Source organism: Mucilaginibacter sp. 22184 (assembly GCF_052045695.1).
GTDB lineage: Bacteria > Bacteroidota > Bacteroidia > Sphingobacteriales > Sphingobacteriaceae > Mucilaginibacter.
The window spans coordinates 442,824-463,619 of record NZ_JBQEPI010000006.1; the positions used below are offsets into that span (position 1 = coordinate 442,824).

Sequence of the window (20,796 nt, forward strand, 5' to 3'; positions counted from 1 at the left end):
TTAATGTTATGAAGAACTCCCTTCCCACAGGAGCTGAGTGGTTTATCAGTTAATAGTTACCTCTTTTGAGTTTTTATATTCGCTCATATCCGAGGTGATCACCACATCGCCAGGTTTTACACCGCCTTTAATCTCCACAAAATCAAAATTGCTGAGGCCGATATGAACCGTCCGGCGCTCGGCTTTTGAGCCATTAATCACAAAAATATCCTGGAGCGATGATCCCTTAAATGCCGGGCCATTGGCCACTTGCATTACCTTGCTATGTGCTGCAGTTACCAAAAAAACATCTACTTTCATATTGGGTCGCAGCAGCTTGCTGGAGCGATCGTCCAGCTGGATATCAAAAGAAATAATGCTGTTTTGAATGGATGGCGATACATTGGTCACGTGACCGCGCAGCTGGTTATCATTCACCCTCACAATAACCGGAATTCCGGCATGTAACTGATCAACCGAATTATCAGATATGCTGCCTTGCACCTTAAAACTGCCCAGATCGGCTATGCGGGCCAGCGTTTCACCTTCATGTATATTGGCACCTATGTTTTTGTTTACGTAGGTAATCACCCCTTTGCGGGTAGCCACTATGTTAGCCAGGTTAAGCTTGCGTTGCAGGGCGCTCAGGTCGCTTTGCTGAATGGCGGCGGCAATCTCGGCCTCCTTGATCTCTATCCGCATGGTTTGCTGCTTATTTTTGATCTCGTTTTCCAGCTGCTTTTTTTCCAGCTGGGCCACCTTCAGGTTAAGCTCTGCCTGTTCAATATTTTCGCGGGTACCGCCGCCTGCCTTATACAGGCGTTTGGCGTTTTCAACCGCATCGGCCAGGTTGCTGATGTGTAGTTGTTTGATATCGTTGTTCGACTTGATATCATAAAAACTTTTGCCGAGGTCGAGTTTTAGTTTGCTGATCTCGTTGCGTTTTGATTCCAGTTGAAAGTTGAGCTTATCATACTCGGTTTGAGTAGCGGTTTTATCAAGTGTGATGACGGATTGCCCCACATTTACTTTATTACCGGCATCCATCAGGGCGTTTTTGATGGAGGCATTGATGGGGCTGGTGATGATCTCTTCAAACTCGGGTAAAACCTCACCGGTAGCATTGATAGTGTTTTCGATATTACCCACCTGAACAGCCGAAGCAGTAATTTGTGATCTGTTTATTGATGACTTGATGAATCCCCTCAGTATCCATACAGCCAGCACCAAACCGCTGATTACGATCATCACGATCAGTACGGCTTTCCGGCGTTTTTGCGTAGTTACTTCAAGGGCTATTTCCTTATCCATTTTGATACTTTTTGGATAGGGATTTGCAAGAGCTATACCAATATTAAAATATTGGCTATCAAATAATTACTGATTTTATATTTTCAAAAAATGATCGATTCCGGACATTTTTGATGATAATGGACAGGTGGGATTGGGTGTGGGGAGTGGGAATCCAGACTTACGAAGTTTTGAAAACTTCGTAAGTCTTTAAATATTCTGTCATCCTGAGGAACGAAGGATCTATTAATCCACATGCTTGTTGGTGAATAGCTGCTTCACTCCGTTCAGCATTACAAATCTGTTTTTGTGTGAAGAATTAAATAACAAAATGTCATTTCGAACGAGGTACGAGGAGAAACTATCTCTTGAGCGGAGCGAAAAATCTTTTGCGCGGGATGAACTAATCGTATAAGGTTTCTCCCTACGGTCGAAATGACATGATGGAAAATAAATTTAAAAATCCGAATAGGCTGCCGGATACAAAAATATAATATCCGCATGCGATACATTGTTCTGGTATTCCGGTTTGGCTACGAGGCTTTTCCAGTAGGCGTCATTATTAAAAGCTTCCCAGTGCTTGTCGCGGTCGGCCTTGTTGTTAAAAGTGGTCATGTACATAAGGTTGGGCATACGGCTGCCGGCAATCACTTCGGAGTAAAACACAGCATTAAAACCAAGGCGTTTAAACAAGCCTACTTCGTCGCCTACATTAAACATACGCACTTTGTTAAAATTATACTTTTCGGTTGCACTTTCATAGCTGCGCAGTTCATATACCCTGTCGGCTTTGGCGCCTGTTAAATTGGGTACAGCCGGGGAGGGCATACCCGGGAAAGCCTGCAATACAATGGTTTCTATACGGGTATAAGGTGCATCTTTATAATCGGCATTGATATAGTCGTCGCCATTGGTTAAATATTCGGTATCGCCTTGCAGTTTTTTACCCATATTCACCAGTTTATCAAAAGTGGCGAAAGGGATAAAAACATAAATACGCATATCGGCAGTATCCTGCTTAACCGGTTTAAATACACCCACGTTTTTTATACCTGCCCGGTGCAGAGCCGGCACATAGGCTTGCTCCAGGTAACGCTCAATCCTTCCCTCCTGCGCTGCGGTTTTGTAATGATATATTTTAAGCTGATAATAAGACCTTTTAGCTGCCATAGCCGAGGAAGCCGACAGCCCCAGCATAAAAAATAATATCAACGCGAACAGTGAATAACGGGTTTGGTAAAGTGATTTCATGAGTTTATTAAATGCGGTAAAGATAGGTTCAAATCTGGTGATTTTTTGTTTTTTTAATAAGTAGAAAATAGGAATAAACAATATTAAAAGGGTGTCGCCCTTTGACGCTACTACTCATGGCATATTCCCTTTATGTCATTGCGAGAAGGAACGACGAAGCAATCTCATCGCGTTCAATATGCATGCGAGGAGATTGCCACGCTGCGCTTGCAATGACATGTTTTTATAAGTAATGAATCATGGCTATTATTCAAAAAAGCCCATAAGCTATCGCTTACGGGCCCTGGATTTTTTTTAAACGAATATGAGATATTACAACTCGCGTACCCAGATGTTCCGGAAGCTAAGCGGTTCGCTTTTATCACCGTGTGCCTGTAATTTGATTGGAGCGGCACCATGTTTTTTACCTTCGTATGATGCCTTGCCAATGTATTGGGTTGGGCCCCATAGTTCAAAGTTATTTTCAACCAGTACACCGTTAAAGAATACGGTAGCTTTGGCTGCTGATTTTAATGAACCATCCTCATTAAATACTGGTGCGGTCCAGATTACATCATACACGTTCCATTCGCCTGGTTTACGGCAAGGGTTTGCCAATGGGATAGCTTGTTTGTACAAACTGCCAGCCATACCGTTAACATAAGTTTTGTTTTGGTATGAATCTAAAACCTGTAGCTCATAACCGGCATCGCCTTTGCCTAATGAGGCCAGGAAAATACCGCTATTACCGCGGGCCTGTCCTTCGCCGGCAATGTTGGCAGGTACGCGCCACTCAATATGCAACTGGTAATTGGTGAATTTTCTTTTGGTTTCGATATTGCCTTTGGTTTTATCAACGGTTAAAATACCGCCTTTAACCACCCATGTTGCCGGTGTTTGATCAGCCACAGAAACCCATTCGTCCTGATTTTTGCCATCAAATAAAACAATAGCGTCAGACGGGGCCTCGCCCAATACTTTTCCCGGAACAACTACTTTTGGTATTGGTTCCCAGGTTTCGGTATCTTCTGGTTTTGCCTGTTGCGCGCTGGCTACAAAAAAGCTTCCTGCTAAAAGCGCTGTTAATACAATTGGATATTTCATATCAGTATTATAGTTGGTTTTAAATTGAGAATCAAGATGTAAGAGTCAAGAATCAAGACTTAAGAATATAGCAGCGAGTGCTTTTTTCTTGATTCTTGGCTCTTGATTCTTGCCTCCCTCTTATACATGTAGTGTATTTTTCAAATACGATGCACTTTTGGCAATGCTCACATACGGATCGATATTGGTATAGTTTTCCTGCTCAACAATAAAATGTTTAATGCCGGCCAGTTTGGCTTTGCCTAAAATGGTTTTAAAATCAATATCGCCATTGCCAATTTCGGTGTTCAGTTCGGCATTGGTTTTATCACGGTCCTTAATGTGTACAAAGGTAAAACGACCCGGATGTTTCTGGAATATAGCCAACGGATCCTGACCGGCACGAACCACCCAGTACAAGTCCATTTCCATGTTCACCAGTTTAGGGTCGGTATTGTTCAATACTACATCATAAAAAGTAGTATCGCCAACCGGGTGCCATTCAAAATTATGGTTATGATAGCCCAGCTTTAAGCCGGATGCCTTGCATATCTCTGCAATCTTATTCATCTTTTCGGCAACGCCTTTGCAGTCGTCAACGGTTTTGATGAAGTTATGATTCAGCGAAGGGATGATGATATACGTTTGACCGATGGTATTGGCTACTTCGATATAAGCTTTCAGATCGTCGGTTTTACCGCTGCCAAAATACTGGTCAAGACCATAGTGCCCGCTTGGTGTGCTCAAGCCGTTATCTTTTAACAGCTGACCAAAATCTTTACCTTGTAAACCCCAGTAACCGGTTTGCTGATTAAAACCAAAGGTTTCTACTTCTTTATATCCAGCTTTCGCTACCTGCGCTATCACGCCTTTTACGTCTTTTGGTAATTGATCGCGCAGACTATATAATTGCAGCCCGACACCATTGGTGCTTTTGGCCGATAGTAAATTAGGTTTTATCATTACACCTGCCGCAACTAATCCGGCTTGTGCTAAGAATGTTCTTCTGGTTGTCATGTATAATTATTTGGTTAGTGTATTGTTAGAGCAGCTGCAAACCATAAGGTTTAAACATCACAGATATGTACCGCTTTACGTAAAGAAGCGATATGATCTGGCTGCTTCGGAATAAATTCCTGTGCTACAAAGCCTTTATGCCCTACGCCTACTATAGCTTTCATGATGGCCGGGTAATATAATTCCTGTGTATCATCAATCTCGTTACGACCGGGTACACCACCGGTATGATAGTGCGCGATGTATTGGTGATTGTCTCGGATATTACGGATCACATCGCCTTCATCTATCTGCATGTGGTATATATCATACAGCAGCTTAAAGTTTTCGGAGCCGAGTCTTCTGCAAAGCTCAGCCCCCCATGATACACGGTCGCATTGGTAATCTTTATGGTCTATCTTACTGTTCAGCAGTTCCATTACCAATACTACATTATGCTTTTCGGCAAGAGCTACCAAGGGTTTCAGACCTTCCACACAGTTGTTCCAGCCGGTTTCGTTATCCTTACCACGGCGGCTACCACTAAAGCAGATAAGGTTTTTATACCCTGCAGCTGCCACCTTAGGGATCATTTCCGTATAGTTCTTCTGCAATTGGGCATGAAACTGCTTATCACCAAAACCATCGGTGAGGTTTATCTCGGCACCATTACACATAGATGAGTACAGGCCATACTTTTTAAGCGTAGGCCAGTCGGCAGGGCCAACCAGGTCGATCCCTTTGATGCCGATATCTTTGGCAGCTATGCAAAGTTGCTCCACACTTATATCGCCATAACACCAGCGGCAAACCGCGTGGTTAATATTTCCTTTAAGCGTATCAGGTAACATCTGTTTATCTTGTTCGGTTGATGTAAATGAGGTAAGCACGCCCGACGCTGTGATTGCCGCCGTGCCCGCAAGCATGTTTTTGATAGCCGATCTCCGGTTTTGGTTTGATGCCATTGTTTAGTTATTTGCAGGTTGATTAATAGCTTCACTATCTTTTTTGTCCTTAAAGAACAGCACAAACAGGATAAACACTACAGCCGCTATACCGGCAGGTATCAGCCATATCATTTTCCAATTATGCCCGGCAGGACTGTTATAACTGTCGGAAATTAACCCGGCAATATAAAAGCCGATCAACATACCTACACCATAAGTAGCCAGGGTTATCATACCCTGCGCGGCGCTTTTATATTGAATACCCGCCTTTGAATCAGTATAGATCTGTCCGGAAACAAAGAAGAAATCATAACAAACACCATGAAGCGCGATACCTGTGAGCAACAGGAAGCTTAATTCGCCGGCGTTACCGTAAGCAAACATCGCGTACCTAACCGCCCATGCCAGCATACCTACCAGGATTGTTTTTTTAAACCCGAATTTCTTAAAGAAGATAGGCAGGCAAAGCAGGAACAACACCTCCGAACCCTGACCAATAGCCATTTTCCCGGTTGGGTTATCAACCTTAATATCGGCTAAAAAGGCGCCTGCATTTTGGTAGTAGAACGCCAATGGAATACAGATCAGGATAGAAGCCACAAAGAACACCGCAAAGTTCTTGTCTTTCAGCAGTTTCAATGCATCAAGACCAAGTACCTGCGAAACGCTAACTTTTTCGCCTTTGGCAACCTTAGGCGGAGTGTTTGGCAGTGTGAAACTGAATAAACCTAAAACCAGGGAAGCAATTCCTGCCATGAGGAAGGTGTTTTTTAAAAAGCCCTGAGCAATGCCATTGGGTGAATCCCAGTTAAACAAATAGCTTATCGATACCCCCGCCAATATCCAACCTACAGTTCCCCAAACACGGATAGAAGAAAACTCCTTCTCCGGATCGGTCATCTGGTTAAATGAAACGGAATTTACCAGCGCAAGCGTTGGCATATACAATATCATGTAACCCAATACATACGGGTAAAACGCGCCTACATCTGATGCTTTGTACATCTGATACATGAGTACAGCGCCTGCTATATGCAGTATACCTAATATTTTTTCGGCGTTAAAATACCTGTCGGCAATTAAGCCAATAATAAAAGGCGCTATGATAGCACCCCATGATTGGGTAGAAAATACAGATCCGGCCTGAACGCCTGTGGCATGTAGTGTTTTATCTAAGAATGCTCCTAATGTTACAAACCATGCTCCCCAAATAAAAAATTCGAGGAACATCATGGCAGAAAGTTTTACCCTGATTCCAGTGGTCATAGTTGTTTTTTAAGTAGATGAAATCAGGTTATTTTTTCAGGGATAAAACGTATTTAACCATTTCTTTAGCATCATCTAAAGATACAGTTGGGTGTGGTGTCATTGGGATATCGCCCCAGTTACCTTTACCACCGTCAATAACTTTTTTAGCCAGGGTTTCAATGTTGGTTTCTGTAGCTGGATATTTAGCCGCTACATCCTGAAACGCAGGACCTATTATTTTTACATCAACCTTATGGCAGGTATTGCAATCTGCTGCAGCAATTAAACTTTCGCCTTTGGCTGAACCTGCTGATCCGCCAGCCGCTTCTGTACCTGTTTTTGCTACAACGGTATCAGCATTAGCATCAGCCGCTTTTGCGGTTTGGTTTGCCGCGCTGGTGCTGTCGCTACCGCCTTTGTTTGATGAATTGCTACCGCAAGCTGTAACTACCGCGCTGATACAAAGAATAAAAAAAGCCTTTTTCATGAGTTTTTTGTTTTTTTAATAATAACCTGGCAGGGTCATATCTGTTTTATTTTTACTAAGCTGCCCGGTTTACTTCTGTTTTTTTGGGATTGGTGAATAATACGGCCGAAAAATACAATTTTTTATCATAATCAGTGTACTTTTTACACGGTAACTGTATTTAATGGCGTTGTTTTTTTTCTGCCGCGCATATATAATACCAAACCGCCGAAAGCAACTATCAATGCTACAGGAATAATGAGCGTGGTATTCAGTACTTCGGGACCGGCGGCTGACCGGGCAGCATCAAAAGCCTTGGCCATATCCGTACCTGCCGCTGCTGATCGATAAGCGTCCAGACTGGCTCCGGCCGGAAGTTTCTGAGCCATGATAGCATCATAATGGCCGCCCATAAATATCATATAAATAGATACGCCGAACATGCCTGCACCGCCCATCAGGTTTAAGCCAACAGCTCCGGTACGTGGCAGATTTTCGGCTACAAAGCCTATCATACATGGCCAGAAAAAGGCTACACCCAATCCAAAAACAACAGCGGCAAAATAAATGGCATCACCGTGCAAATGAATCATCAGGTAAATTCCCAGTGCAGATAAGATGGCCGAAATAAGCAGCACGCCCTGCGGAGCCAGGCGATGCACAATAGGAGCAGCAAACGCCCTGCCCAATACCTGTACCGATGCCACGAAAGTGAGAATCAGGATAGCATTATCCGTAACTGTTTTGAACAACACATCCGTCCATTGATTAGTAAATAATTCTGTTATAGCAGTACCAAACATACAGATGATCATGAACAGAAATAAAGGGTTCATCAAAGAAACATACATATCGCTTGTGCTTACACCTGCTGATACCCTTTCGGTAACCGGGAACTCCAGTTTGGAGAACAGGAAGCCATAAATCAATGTTGGAATAAGCATAATGGCTACTTCTAACTGCGATATCCAGTAAGGCTTTGGAGATACACCATGCGCCAGCGCTGTATCCAGCCCAAACACAACCAATGTACCGATCACGATACCCGCCGGGAACCACAAGTGAAAGTGATTAAGCTTGGTGGTTTTATTGTCGGTATATAAAGAAGCCACCAACGGATTACAGGAAGCCTCGACCGTTCCGTTGGCGATACCGATCATCAGTGTCGACAGAAACAGGGTCCAGTATCCATTAGCGAAAATGGTAAGCAGGATACCTATCAAATGAAAAACAAAAGCCGATACCAGCAATTTTTTCATGCCGATGATATCTACAATAAAGCCCCCCACAATGATAGCTAAGGGGAAGCCCCAAAAAGCTGTTGCAGCAATAGTGCCCAGTTCTGAGCCATTAAGGTGAAATCTGACGCCCTGATCGTTCAATATACCTGCACGGATACCAAAGGATAGTGATGTTACTAACAGAGATAAACAACTGGCCCTGAAAAGCTGTGTACGGTTAATGGTTTGCATTTAAAGATAATTAGGTTTTAATTTAATTGGTTAATTGGTTACCAAATATAATGCTTTTACCTTCTCACTTATCACCTTTATGTTTTGTCATGCTGAGCGTAGCGAAGTATCTATTCGTGAACATGTATGCAGACGAGCAGATACTTCGCTACGCTCAGGATGACAAAGTATTTTAGGACAAGGGGTGATTATATCCCCAGCGTTTTCCTGTTAAAAGCTTCATCAGAACCTGATGCCGCGAAATCGTCGAAAGCACGCTCGGTAACCCTGATGATATGATCCTTGATAAATGTGGCACCTTCTCTTGCCCCATCTTCCGGATGTTTAAGCGCGCATTCCCATTCTAATACGGCCCACCCTTTATAATCATATTGAGTTAACTTGCTAAATATACCCTTGAAATCAACCTGGCCATCACCCAGCGAGCGGAAACGGCCCGCGCGATCTACCCAGTTCTGGTAACCACCATAAACACCCTGGCGGCCAGTAGGGTTAAATTCGGCATCTTTTACGTGGAACATTTTGATGCGCTCGTGATAGATGTCGATATATTCAAGATAATCCAGACATTGTAGTACAAAGTGCGATGGATCATACAACAGGTTGGCGCGTTTATGATTGTTTACTTTTTCCAGGAACATTTCATAGGTGATCCCATCATGCAGATCTTCGCCCGGGTGAATTTCGTAGCAAAGGTCGATGCCGTTGTCTTCATACACATCCAGGATCGGTTTCCAGCGCTTAGCCAGCTCATCAAATCCGGTATCTACTATACCTGCAGGACGTTGCGGCCATGGATAAACCATTGGCCAAAGCAAAGCTCCGCTGAAAGTTACAGAGGCGTTTAGTCCTAAATTTTTGGAAGCCTGCGCGGCATATTTTACTTGCTGCACAGCCCATTTTTGTCTTTCAACCGGGTTATTACGAACAGCCTCCGGTGCGAAAGCATCAAATAGCGAATCATAAGCTGGGTTTACGGCTACCAGCTGACCTTGCAAGTGGGTTGATAGTTCTGTGATCTCCAAACCGGCAGCGTTCACAATGCCTTTGATCTCATCAGCATAAGTTTTGCTTTCGGCAGCTTTTTGCAGATCGATAAAGCGGGCATCATTGGTTGGCAGCTGAACGCCTTTGTAACCCAGGCCTGCGGCCCATTTACAAATAGACTCCAAACTGTTAAATGGCGCTGTATCGCCTATAAACTGCGCTAAAAATATGGCAGGTCCTTTTATAGTTGTCATAGTTTTTTTAAATAGAAAATTCAGTCCACTTTTTATCTGATTTGCCCGAGGCTATTACATTTTCAATAAATGCCATGCCTCGTACCCCCTCTTTTACTCCCGGAAAATCCAGTTCTTCGGGTGTTGCAGTTCTGCCCTCAATACCAGCTTTAACGGTTAACGCAAAGTTGCGGTAAAGGTTGGCAAAGGCTTCCAGGTAACCTTCGGGGTGACCAGCGGGTGTACGGGTATTATGCTGCGCGAACGAACTGGTGTAACCACCGCCTGTGCGCCATACCTCCATCGGTTTGTCGGTGTACATCACGGTTAATGAGTTAGCATCGCTTTGGTGCCATTCCAGTCCGCCATTTTCGCCGTAAACGCGTATTTTAACGTTATTTTCTTCGCCAGCGGCAATCTGGGTAGCGGTTAGTACGCCGCTCGCACCATTGTTGAATTTAAGCAGCGCGGCACCGTCATCATCCAATTTGCGACCTTCAACTACGATATTTATATCGGCACAAATTTTAGTAACCTCTAAACCAGTCACATATTCGGCCAAGTTAAAGGCGTGGGTACCGATATCGCCCATGGCGCCTGCTATGCCACTTTTACCCGGATCGGTGCGCCATGAAGCCTGTTTATTATCATCGCCTTCCAAAAAGCTGCTGAGCCATCCCTGCGGATATTCTACATACACTTTACGGATGGCCCCTAATTTTCCTGCTTTTATTAATTGTTTGGCTTCTTTTACCATCGGGTAGCCGGTATAGGTATGGGTAAGGCAAAATAATTTACCTGTAGCCTTAACTATTTTATCCAGCTCTTTGGCTTCGGCTAAAGAAAAAGTCATGGGTTTATCTAAAACAACATGAAAGCCATTTTCCAGCGCCATTTTTGTTGGGGCGAAGTGTACGTGGTTGGGTGTTACAATACTGATCACCTGTACGCGCTGGTCCTCTGGCAGTTGTTTTTCTTTTTCGATGAGTTCGGTGTATGAGTTGTAGATGCGGTTGGCGGGTAATCCCAATAACAAACCGCTGGCTTGTGATTTTTCGGCATTGCTGCTAAAAGCGCCGCAAACCAGTTCATATTCACCATCTATACGTGCGGCTATGCGGTGCACGGCGCCAATAAACGCGCCCTGACCACCACCGATCATTCCTAATCTTAGTTTCATTTGTAGTTTAATGTGTTAGTATCAAGTAGTTAGTACCAAGTATCAGGATCTGCTATAAATGTCAAATATCAAGACGTTGTTTTCCTCGTCTTGATACTTGATACTAGCTACTTGATACCTGAAACTAAAAACTAATTTATCAGGTAGCCCAGGCTTTATCACCTTTTTTGTAGGGCACGTTGCCGTCATAACGTCCGGGTACAGCAATGTAGCGCAGGGCTTTAGTTGCACCAACTTCCGAGGTAAAGTAACCCAGCAGGGTTAACTCTTTCATCATACGGAAGTAATGGTTCGGATCTTCGGGCTTTTTGTTTTTGGTGTAGTTCTTTTGTTCGGCATCCAGCTCGGTAAGCAATTCGGTGCGTTGTTTAGCATCGGCTTCCATAAACGATTTACTGAATTTTTTCTTGCTGGCCTCATCAAGATCAGATATACCTTTTACAAATATCTTCTGATCCTCTGGTTTATAGCAATCCTGAACCATCAGGGCCATAAATTTGCCTATAGCGGCGGCTTTGGCTCCTGGGGTGCTGGTAGCAGGTAAAATGGTTTCGCCAATTTCATCAAATAAAGCAACGTTGTTTTCATCAAACAATTCGTTCACTTTTTTGGAGCTTGGTTTACAGCCCGAGATAAAAAACTCAGCGCCGATAATGGTACCTCCCAGTATCAATCCAACCCTGCCTAAAGCTTCTCTTCTATTCATGGTATTTATTGATTTATTGAATTAGTGAGTTAGTGAATTTTAATATTGAATTAGTGAGCCTAAATATAAAATTAGTGATCGGTAAAATTTACTTTTTCCAATCACTAATTCACTAAATCGCTAATTCAAAATTAATTTATGCTTTCAGTTTAAATCCATCAGGATAATCCCTTTGGATGTATTGGTTCACGGCGTCAAAGTTGGTCACTTTCATGGCTTTGTTATCCCATAACAGTTTTACCTGACCGCCCTGGAGATCATGACCACGAACAGCCAAATTAGCCATCAACAAGGCCTCGGTAAGCGGACCAGCCTTATCAAATGATGAGCTCAGTTCGGTTTTACCATATCCGGCTAAACAACCTTCAACCCATTGCGCATAGTGGCCTTCGGCACCGCCCGGTACACGTTTCCATTTCTGAGGCGCGTTGGCGCTTGCAGTTAATGATTTCGGTAACAGTGTAGCCGCATCTGAATAAGTGCTGGCATACATTTTACCTTTTGTACCGATAAATAATGTACCATTACCTTCTTCGCCACCAAATTTTTCATTGGCTTCTAATTCAATAGGTCTTTCTGGTGTAATACCGCCATCCATCCAGTGCATGGTAACATCACCTTTTGTTTTCTCGGTTTTAGGGAAAGTTAAGGTAATGTGGCTTGATGGAGGACAGCTTTCAGGGAAGTGGCCTTGTTTAAACTCATCCACATACACACTGCCTACGCTGGCTTGTACATCTTTTACATATTGTAAACCCAAAACGCGGAACGGAGCTTCAACCAAGTGGCAGCCCATATCGCCCAGGGCGCCGGTTCCGTAATCCCACCATCCGCGCCAGTTAAACGGCACCAGTTTATCTACGTAATCTTTTTTAGGCGCTGTACCCAACCACAGGTTCCAATCCAGTTCTTTCGGGATTTCTTTTGCCGGCTGAGGCCAGGCAATACCCTGCGGCCATACCGGACGGTTTGTCCAGCAGTAAATAGTATGCACATCACCAATCAGGTCGGCATCATACCATTCCGACATTAAACGGGTACCATCATTTGATGATCCCTGGTTACCCATTTGGGTTACTACTTTATATTTCTTGGCAGCCTCGGTTAATAAACGAGCTTCCCAGATATCATGCGTTAATGGTTTTTGAACATACACGTGTTTGCCCAGTTGCATAGCATGGTAGGCAATTAAAGCGTGGTTATGATCTGGTGTAGACACTGATACCGCGTCGAAATGCTTCGACTCTTTATCATACATCTCGCGCCAATCTTTGTAATACTTGGCTTTAGGGAATTTAGCACGTGAATTTGCTGATCTTCTGTCGTCTACATCGCACAGAAAAGCGATCTCGGCTTTTCCGCTTTTGTAAAAGTTGGCAATATCACTCTGGCCCTTACCGCCTGCGCCTACACCGGCAATAAGCAGTTTGTCGCTGGGTGCTGTAAAGCCTTTGCCGCCCAACACAAAACGTGGAACGATCATAAAACTTGCCGCGGCTAATGTGCCTTTTTTAAGGAAATCCCGTCTGGAGGCGTCGGGAGTACTTTTGTCCTGTTCTTCAGTCATTGGTTTGTATATTTTGGATATCCGGTTAATTAGATCTCGTTTTTCTTTAAGGCCTCAACCGCGTAGTTGGCTGCACGGGCGGTCATGGCCATATAAGTAAGTGATGGGTTCTGGCATGCGGCCGAGGTCATGAATGAACCATCGGTAACAAATACGTTTTTGGCATCCCAAACCTGGTTCCACTGGTTCAGTACCGATGTTTTTGGATCGCGGCCCATACGTGCGGTTCCCATTTCATGAATACCACGGCCCAGGTATGGGTTTTTGCTGCTTGTTTGTACATTTTTAACACCTGCGGCCTCCAGCATGGCTTTACCTTCGCTTTCCATAGCGATACGCATTTTTTTCTCGTTGTCTTTCAGTTCCGCGTCAATAGCGATAACCGGAAGGCCCCATTTATCTTTTTTGGTTTTATCGATGAAAACCTTATTGTCATGGTAAGGCAGGGTTTCGCCAAAACCACCCATACCAACAGACCATGAGCCTGGTTCGGTTAAGGCATCTTTAAAGGCTCCGCCAATGCTCAGTTCGGCAATGTCACGGCTCCATCCTTCGCGGCTTGCACCACCCTGGTAACCAAAACCACGTATAAAATCGCGTTTATCGTTACCCAGATTGGCAAAACGGGGAATATAAAATCCGTTTGCACGGCGCCCGAAGTAGTACTTATCCTCATAGCCCTCTACATGGCCCCAGGCATTAACATTTAAGTGGTGATCCATCAGGTTATGACCCAGTTCGCCGCTGCTGCTGCCTAAACCACCTTCCCAAACATCATTTGCCGAGTTCATCAGGATCCAGGCAGAGTTAATGGTAGATGCATTCAGGAACACAACTTTGGCAAAATACTCATAGGTTTTGTTGGTTTCGGCATCCAGTACCTCTACACCTTTGGCTTTTTTGGTATCCTTATCATACAAGATTTTGGTTACGATTGACCACGGCCGAACGGTTAAATTACCCGTAGCCATAGCCGCTGGCAAAGTAGCCGATTGTGTACTGAAATAAGCGCCAAACGGACAACCCAACCAACATTTGTTACGGTACTGGCAATTAGTACGGTTATTATGTGGCACGGTGATATTGGCTGTACGACCAATGATCATGGCCCGCTCTTCTTTATAATATTCTTTTAAACGTTTGGCTACATCTTTTTCAACCACGTTCATTTCCATGGGCGGCATAAAATCGCCATCCGGTAAAATGGCCAGGCCATCTTTATTGCCAGATATACCTGCAAACTTTTCGGCATAGCTGTACCACGGGGCGATATCTTTATAACGGATAGGCCAATCCACAGCGATACCATCTTTCAGGTTGGCTTCAAAATCAACATCGGCCCAACGGTATGATTGCCTGCCCCACATGAGTGAACGGCCGCCCACGTGATAACCACGGAACCAGTCAAATCTTTTAACCTCGGTATATGGACTGTCTTTATCACTTGCCCAATAATCAAGGTTGGTTTCATTAAGCGGATAATCCCGCTGTAATACCGGGTAATCTTCGATCATTTTTTGCGTACGCCCACCACGATGCGGGAATTCCCACGGCGCTTTGTTAGCGTTCACATAATCCTTAATGTGCTCGATATTACGACCACGCTCCAGCATAATGGTTTTTAAACCTTTTTCTGTTAGTTCCTTGGCAGCCCACCCGCCTGAGATTCCTGAGCCAATGACTATAGCGTCATAAGTGTTTGCAGACATATTTATTCGGTTAAAATGAAATTGTTTAATACTTGGTTATCCGGCTAAATGTATGAATAAAAATTATTTTACAATATGTCATTGTGTTTTTTTTACACATTGAAATAATTTAATTCGGTTTATCAATTTAAGTTTTTTGGCCTGGCATTTAGGAACTCATATTCCCACAAGCCTAAAGTAAAATCACTCTATTATATTACCTATTTGTATACCGAAAATTTAAAATAAAAACACATTTAAAAAACACAAAGTATTATATATCAATAAGTTTTAAAAAAACAGGATCAAAAAAATATAAATACAATTTAAGCTGTATCTTCACCTGTATATCCTCTTTTTTTACTTCATTAACAGCATTTTGGTTGCATAAACTGTAAAAGCTACATTTTTTGGCAGCCATACGCCTGTACATATTTTGGTAAATTGTTTTAGCAAAACCTTGTTAAATATGTCAGTGACCATTTGATGCAAACATTTTTTATTATTTAACTGGGGTGTCGGGCCTATAAAAGATTTCCAAACTTAATAATTTTCACTACTAAAAAAAGAGTAGGTCTGGAAATTTATTGCCTTGGTGAAATTACCTTAATAATATCAATAACCCCATTTTTTCATGGTTTGTAAATCAATTTTTACACAATCAACCGGGTCTTTTCCCTGGTAAGCTTCCTGCTCAATGATAAACAGAACCGTGCCCCCTTTTTTGCTAGCCGCCTTTACAATTTCTTTAACCGGCAATACCCCTTGACCCAGTATCGTGCTTTCGGTATCATCACCATCGGCTCTTGGTGCTACTTTGATCTCGTCCTTAACATGCAGCGATTCAAAACGACCCGGATATTTATTAATAAAATCAAGCGCTACACCACCGGTGCTAAACATATTGCCAACATCCATTTGCTGAGCTACCAGTTTTGGATCGGTATTCTGGATGATAAAATCATACAGGGTAATATCCCCTACCTTGGTGCTGATCTCAAAGTTATGGTTATGATAGCCAAACTTCATCCCCGACTTTTGGCACAGTTCGCCGCTTTTGTTAAACTGCTCCATAAAGCGTTTTAATTTATCGGTATCATGGCGCAGACTTTCATCCAGCCATGGACTGATTACATAACGCTGACCAACAGTGGCGGCATCCTCTACCGTATATTTCCAGGCGTCGGTAAAATCGTTTTTGGCATCGTCCCAGTGCTGGGCAGTCATTACCGTATGGCCGCTTGGCATTTTAAGTTCCAGATCGGTAAGTATCTTTTTAAATTCCTTGGGGGTAAAACCATAAAATTTACGATCAACATAGTTGGCATGCTCTACATGATGATAACCGGCGTCGGCCAGCTTTTTTAGCGTTCCTTTTGGGTCTACCTTCATGGCATCGCGTACGCTGTACAACTGTACACCCACACGTTGCAGGCGTTTTTGTGATGCTAGTAAACTATCGGGTAATAAAGCTGCGCCAGCTAAGGCTACTGCACTTGTTTTTAAAAATGATCTGCGGGAGGTTTGCATGGAAATGATATATTTAAGGTTATAATTGGGATATTTGATTAGAGTCAAGAAAACAATAATCAAGAGACAAGATAACTACATATTTTTCTTTTTAATTGCATTTAATTCAATTTATCATTCTGTCATCATAAAGGTGATTTTCGCATATTTTTCAATCTTCAATTTTTTCCTGGTTCTTGATTCTTATCTCTTGCCTTTTTTTCTTGATTATTCTATTCTTTTCCTGGTTCTTGATTCTTATCTCTTGCCTCTTTATTGAGAGTTACTCACAAACGCAATGTGTTTACTATCTGGCGACCACGAAGGTGTGTTGATAGTACCCTGTCCGCCATACAAATAAGCCACCACTTTGGAAGGCCCACCACCTGCAGGCATCACCCTGATGAATACATGTTTATAAAAAGGGTGATCGCCGGGTTCTACCTCGTTTTTGAGGAAGGTGATGTAGCAGATCCACTTACCATCGGGCGATACATGCGGAAACCAGTTGTTATAATCATCGCTGGTGATCTGCGTTTGTTCGCTGCCATCGGCTTTCATACGCCAAACCTGCATCAGTCCGCTGCGTACCGAATTAAAATAAATGTATTTACCATCGGGTGTATACTCCGGACCATCATCCAAACCCGGACTATTGGTCAACCTTACTTCTTTGCCACCAACCGAAGGAATTCGGTATACATCAAATTCCCTATTACGTTCGCCGCAGAAAACGATGTACTTTCCATCAGGCGACCAGCCGTGCATATAGCTCGCGCCAACGCCTACAGCAGATATCCTCTTGGCCCTACCTCCCGTAGCCGGCACAGTATACCCAATGGACGGCCCGCCATCTCCACTACTGATGGCCAGCATTTTTCCATCGAAAGATAAAACGTGATCGTTATTGTTATTTTTTGCCGGATCGGTGTTCAGCACAACAGGCTGCCTTGTTTTAAGGTTGAATTTATACAAAGAGCCTTCGCTATTATAAATAAGTGATTGCCCGTCATGCATCCAGTTTGGCGCCTGTAATGATTTGGGGGATTGATAAACGACAGTACTGTTTTGCGTAGCCAGATCGAGCAATTCGATACTGCTGCCCAGGTATTGTTTGTATGCCACAAGCGTTGCCGGGGCAGGCACTACAATACGTACATTATTAAAGATGGCCTTTTCGGTAACATTGGCATTGTGCGAGCAGATGAATATGCCTACGTATACTTCGTCGCCCAGGTCAAGATCGCTTACTTCTTCGGTTACAAACATATCGCCTTTGCGCGCTACCGACATGGTATAGGTATTACCCTTCCGCTCCAGTTGTATCACATTGGCAGCGGTTATTGTTGATTTTTTCTCTTCGGTGATCCCCCCTACCGTTTTGCGGTATTGTAAGGATGTTAAACCATCGCCATGAACAACCGCGTTGATATGTTTGGAGTTAGAATCGAGCGTACTGCGTATCATCAGTCCAATTTTGCGATGATCCTCAACACCTTTGCCTATAAAAGCGGCATTGGTGCGTAATATAAAATCGCCTTTTATGCGTTTCCACACAAAATGAAAAGCATCGCTTGTGGCCCAGATATTTGCGCCTGATCCTTCGAGGTGATACTGCTGCAATTTAGGATCGTATTGCACATTGCCCTGGTGTTTTACCAGACCTACATCGGTATGCCCGTCAAATATCCCGATTGCGGAAGCCTGAGCAATTGCCTTTTGGTTAACAAGAATAATAAAACAAAGCAGGCTAAAAAACAAAAACTGTATTTTATTACGCATGGATTAGGTGTTTATATTACACTATATAATTGGGTTCACTAAGTTATAAAATCCAATTGTAAATGGTATAGCATTATTTTATTCATATCATATATTTTACTTATCTGCCTTTATTTTATATGTGTGCTTTTAACAAAAAAAGGGAATGACAGCTAAGCTATCATTCCCTTTTAATTTTTTTCGTATTGGTTAATTATTACTCGGCTATAAATACAGATTTAACCGTTTGCGGATATTCGGCAATTGGCCCAGCAACTGGTTTCACGGTGCAGTACTCCAGCAGGAATTGTTTTTTGGAATCGCGGTACGAACTTACTGCCCCTATCATACTTAAAAATTTAATATAACACCAGGCCAGATCAAGCTGGTGCGGTTTAAAACCAGAGCGGGCGCTTTTGGGGAACAGGTGGTGGTTATTATGCCATTCGCCGGCCACATAACCCGGCCATAGCTGATTGATAGACATGTCTTCGCGGTTATGATCGATACCTTCGCGGCGTTTATCCTCGCCTTTGCCGTGGCCTTCGTAATTAAAAGTACGTACTCCAACAGCCCAGATACCTGCCGAACCAAAAACCGCGCAAGCCAGCGGCATACCACCCAAAAGGTAAAATGCCACAAACCAAAAGCCCCAGTTTAATATGATACCCAAGATAGTGCGGTATGGATTAGCAATGGTTCCCCATTTTTGATATTGTTTGTAGGTGTTAGGAATAACGCCCACATGTTTCATGAGATTAACGCATTTTTTATAACAGGCCTCGCCCATGTTACGGGCAATGGGCTGGTGGTTTACATCGGCCAGGAAACAGTACATAAAACCGCCCTGGGCATTGTACGGATCGCCGGGCTGATCTGAAAGCGCGTGATGTACATGGTGCGATACCGCGTAGATCTCTTCGGGGATGATCTTCAATGTTAAATTTTGGGTAAAAAACCGCCAGAATTTATTTTTGAATGTATAGGCACTATGCGTACAATACCGGTGATGCCAAATGGTGCCATGCGTACCCATGATGATCATGCTGTAAACAAAAGCCACTATTAAACCGGTAAAGCTGAAATATTTAAATATAAACAAACCTAAAAAGGGCACTAATGCCAATACCAGGAACCAGCTTAAAAACGAGAGCCAGTTTTTTTTGTCCTTAAATACGTTGAGTCTTGAAAAAAATTCTTTTACAATTTTGCCGTTAGAGGGTTTGGAGAGGTCACCATTTTCATCCGTCCAGCCGTATGAAGGCGGTTCAAGTACCGTGTTTAAAAAAGCCATTAAGTTTTGTGGGGATTAATAGTAAATAGTTTAAAGGGGATAGTTAGCGCTCACAATGTAGTGATATAATATCACCGAATTGTCATTTTCTAAAGATATATTATGTTGTGCCAAATCCCTGCTAAAACTTAAACCCTTTTCGGAGTATTCCTTCGAGTTGTAAGTAGGATTGACAATAGGTAGGGGTAACGAATGTGTGTGTTGATTAGTGACGGTGAAGTCCTTCCATTTAATGCAGGTTAATTGTTGCAGAGCACAGGTATTAAACTTAACACCTATAGTTTAAACTCCGAACCTGATACTTTATTTCATCTAATGTCAAATAAATGTCACCGTTGATGTTTTTGATTACGTTGATTTTGTCTGAACCTTGATTGACATGATTTAGGGATTCCCAGGATTTCCTGCTTAACATAATGTCCTTTTGCCTTTTGCCTTTTGCCTTTTGCCTTTTGCCTTTTGCCTTTTGCCTTTTGACTTTTGACTTTTGACTTTTGACTTTTGACTTTTGACTTTTGACTTTTGACTTTTGACTTTAAAAACCCTATTCCCCTGTTACCAGGCAGCGTTCGCCCATGAGCATGGCGATGCAATGTTCGTAATTATCGGGCATCTGGATCTGTTCTACTTCCTGCATATAGCTTTGTTTGATCTCCTTGCGCCGGCGCGATTCGATAAAACGCCTCACCTGCTCGCGGTTTTCCAATATCAGGCCGGGTACCTTTACAGGTTTGTTGTTCTCGTCCTTAGCAACCATGGTAAAGTAGCTGGTATTGGTGTGCATTACCGAATTATTCTTGATGTTTTCCGATACCACGCGGATACCCACCACCAGGGAAGTTTTACCCACATAATTAACCGATGCCATGAGGGATACCAGTTCGCCGACTTCTACCGGCTGCAAAAAATCCACCGTATCAATAGAGGCGGTTACGCAGTAATTCCCGGCATGTTTAGCGGCACATACATAAGCCACCTTATCCATCAGCGACAGCAAAATGCCCCCATGTATCTTGCCCCCAAAATTGGAGTAGGAAGGTATCATCAGTTCGGTGATGGTAGTTTGAGAAAAACTTACCGTTTTGTAATCAGATTGATCGGTGAGCGCTGTCATGCGTAGTTTTTGTTATAAGTTCGTTACAAGTTTAAGCATCAAAATG

At 43.2% G+C, this 20,796-nt stretch carries 17 protein-coding genes; all 17 read right to left on the reverse strand.

Going from position 1 to position 20,796, the window contains the following annotated elements; all coding sequences use genetic code 11:
* Positions 1-45 precede the first annotated feature (45 nt).
* The 17 genes from ACTJKG_RS15715 to ACTJKG_RS15795 all read right to left on the reverse strand — a co-directional run bounded on the left by ACTJKG_RS15715 (position 46) and on the right by ACTJKG_RS15795 (position 20,750).
* Positions 46-1,290, reverse strand: a complete 1,245-nt coding sequence (locus ACTJKG_RS15715; RefSeq protein ID WP_172336879.1) for an efflux RND transporter periplasmic adaptor subunit — start codon at positions 1,288-1,290, stop codon at positions 46-48.
* Positions 1,291-1,725: 435 nt separating this feature from the next.
* Positions 1,726-2,520, reverse strand: coding sequence for an NIPSNAP family protein (locus tag ACTJKG_RS15720; RefSeq protein WP_440739775.1), 795 nt, complete (start codon positions 2,518-2,520; stop codon positions 1,726-1,728).
* A gap of 312 nt (positions 2,521-2,832) precedes the next feature.
* Positions 2,833-3,603, reverse strand: a complete 771-nt coding sequence (locus tag ACTJKG_RS15725) for a 3-keto-disaccharide hydrolase (protein WP_440739776.1) — start codon at positions 3,601-3,603, stop codon at positions 2,833-2,835.
* Between the two features lie 120 nt (positions 3,604-3,723).
* On the reverse strand, positions 3,724-4,599 hold the full coding sequence (locus ACTJKG_RS15730) for a sugar phosphate isomerase/epimerase family protein (protein ID WP_172336876.1): 876 nt from the start codon (positions 4,597-4,599) through the stop codon (positions 3,724-3,726).
* Between the two features lie 50 nt (positions 4,600-4,649).
* On the reverse strand, positions 4,650-5,543 hold the full coding sequence (locus tag ACTJKG_RS15735) for a hydroxypyruvate isomerase family protein (protein WP_440739777.1): 894 nt from the start codon (positions 5,541-5,543) through the stop codon (positions 4,650-4,652).
* A gap of 3 nt (positions 5,544-5,546) precedes the next feature.
* Positions 5,547-6,791, reverse strand: a complete 1,245-nt coding sequence (locus ACTJKG_RS15740) for a nucleoside permease (RefSeq protein WP_440739778.1) — start codon at positions 6,789-6,791, stop codon at positions 5,547-5,549.
* A 28-nt stretch (positions 6,792-6,819) separates the two neighbouring features.
* Positions 6,820-7,260, reverse strand: a complete 441-nt coding sequence (locus ACTJKG_RS15745; protein WP_172336873.1) for a c-type cytochrome — start codon at positions 7,258-7,260, stop codon at positions 6,820-6,822.
* Between the two features lie 143 nt (positions 7,261-7,403).
* Positions 7,404-8,711 carry an MFS transporter gene (locus ACTJKG_RS15750; protein WP_440739779.1) on the reverse strand — a complete coding sequence of 436 codons (1,308 nt, stop codon included), beginning with the start codon at positions 8,709-8,711 and terminating at the stop codon, positions 7,404-7,406.
* 188 nt (positions 8,712-8,899) lie between these two features.
* Positions 8,900-9,952, reverse strand: coding sequence for a sugar phosphate isomerase/epimerase family protein (locus ACTJKG_RS15755; RefSeq protein WP_440739780.1), 1,053 nt, complete (start codon positions 9,950-9,952; stop codon positions 8,900-8,902).
* Positions 9,953-9,959: 7 nt separating this feature from the next.
* Entirely contained in the window at positions 9,960-11,111 is a 1,152-nt protein-coding gene (locus tag ACTJKG_RS15760; RefSeq protein WP_440739781.1) for a Gfo/Idh/MocA family protein, read from the reverse strand.
* A 139-nt stretch (positions 11,112-11,250) separates the two neighbouring features.
* Entirely contained in the window at positions 11,251-11,817 is a 567-nt protein-coding gene (locus ACTJKG_RS15765; protein WP_172336870.1) for a gluconate 2-dehydrogenase subunit 3 family protein, read from the reverse strand.
* Between the two features lie 136 nt (positions 11,818-11,953).
* Positions 11,954-13,384 (reverse strand): Gfo/Idh/MocA family protein, encoded by a 1,431-nt coding sequence (locus tag ACTJKG_RS15770; protein WP_172336869.1) that lies wholly within the window; start codon positions 13,382-13,384, stop codon positions 11,954-11,956.
* 29 nt (positions 13,385-13,413) lie between these two features.
* Positions 13,414-15,093 carry a GMC oxidoreductase gene (locus ACTJKG_RS15775; RefSeq protein ID WP_172336868.1) on the reverse strand — a complete coding sequence of 560 codons (1,680 nt, stop codon included), beginning with the start codon at positions 15,091-15,093 and terminating at the stop codon, positions 13,414-13,416.
* Between the two features lie 594 nt (positions 15,094-15,687).
* Positions 15,688-16,602, reverse strand: a complete 915-nt coding sequence (locus tag ACTJKG_RS15780; protein ID WP_440739782.1) for a sugar phosphate isomerase/epimerase family protein — start codon at positions 16,600-16,602, stop codon at positions 15,688-15,690.
* Positions 16,603-16,854: 252 nt separating this feature from the next.
* The gene (locus tag ACTJKG_RS15785) at positions 16,855-18,363 is read right to left on the reverse strand and encodes a TolB family protein (RefSeq protein ID WP_440739783.1); all 1,509 of its coding nucleotides are present in this window, start codon (positions 18,361-18,363) and stop codon (positions 16,855-16,857) included.
* 196 nt (positions 18,364-18,559) lie between these two features.
* Positions 18,560-19,636, reverse strand: coding sequence for a fatty acid desaturase (locus tag ACTJKG_RS15790; RefSeq protein ID WP_172336865.1), 1,077 nt, complete (start codon positions 19,634-19,636; stop codon positions 18,560-18,562).
* Positions 19,637-20,180: 544 nt separating this feature from the next.
* Entirely contained in the window at positions 20,181-20,750 is a 570-nt protein-coding gene (locus tag ACTJKG_RS15795) for an acyl-CoA thioesterase (protein ID WP_440739784.1), read from the reverse strand.
* Positions 20,751-20,796 lie beyond the last annotated feature (46 nt).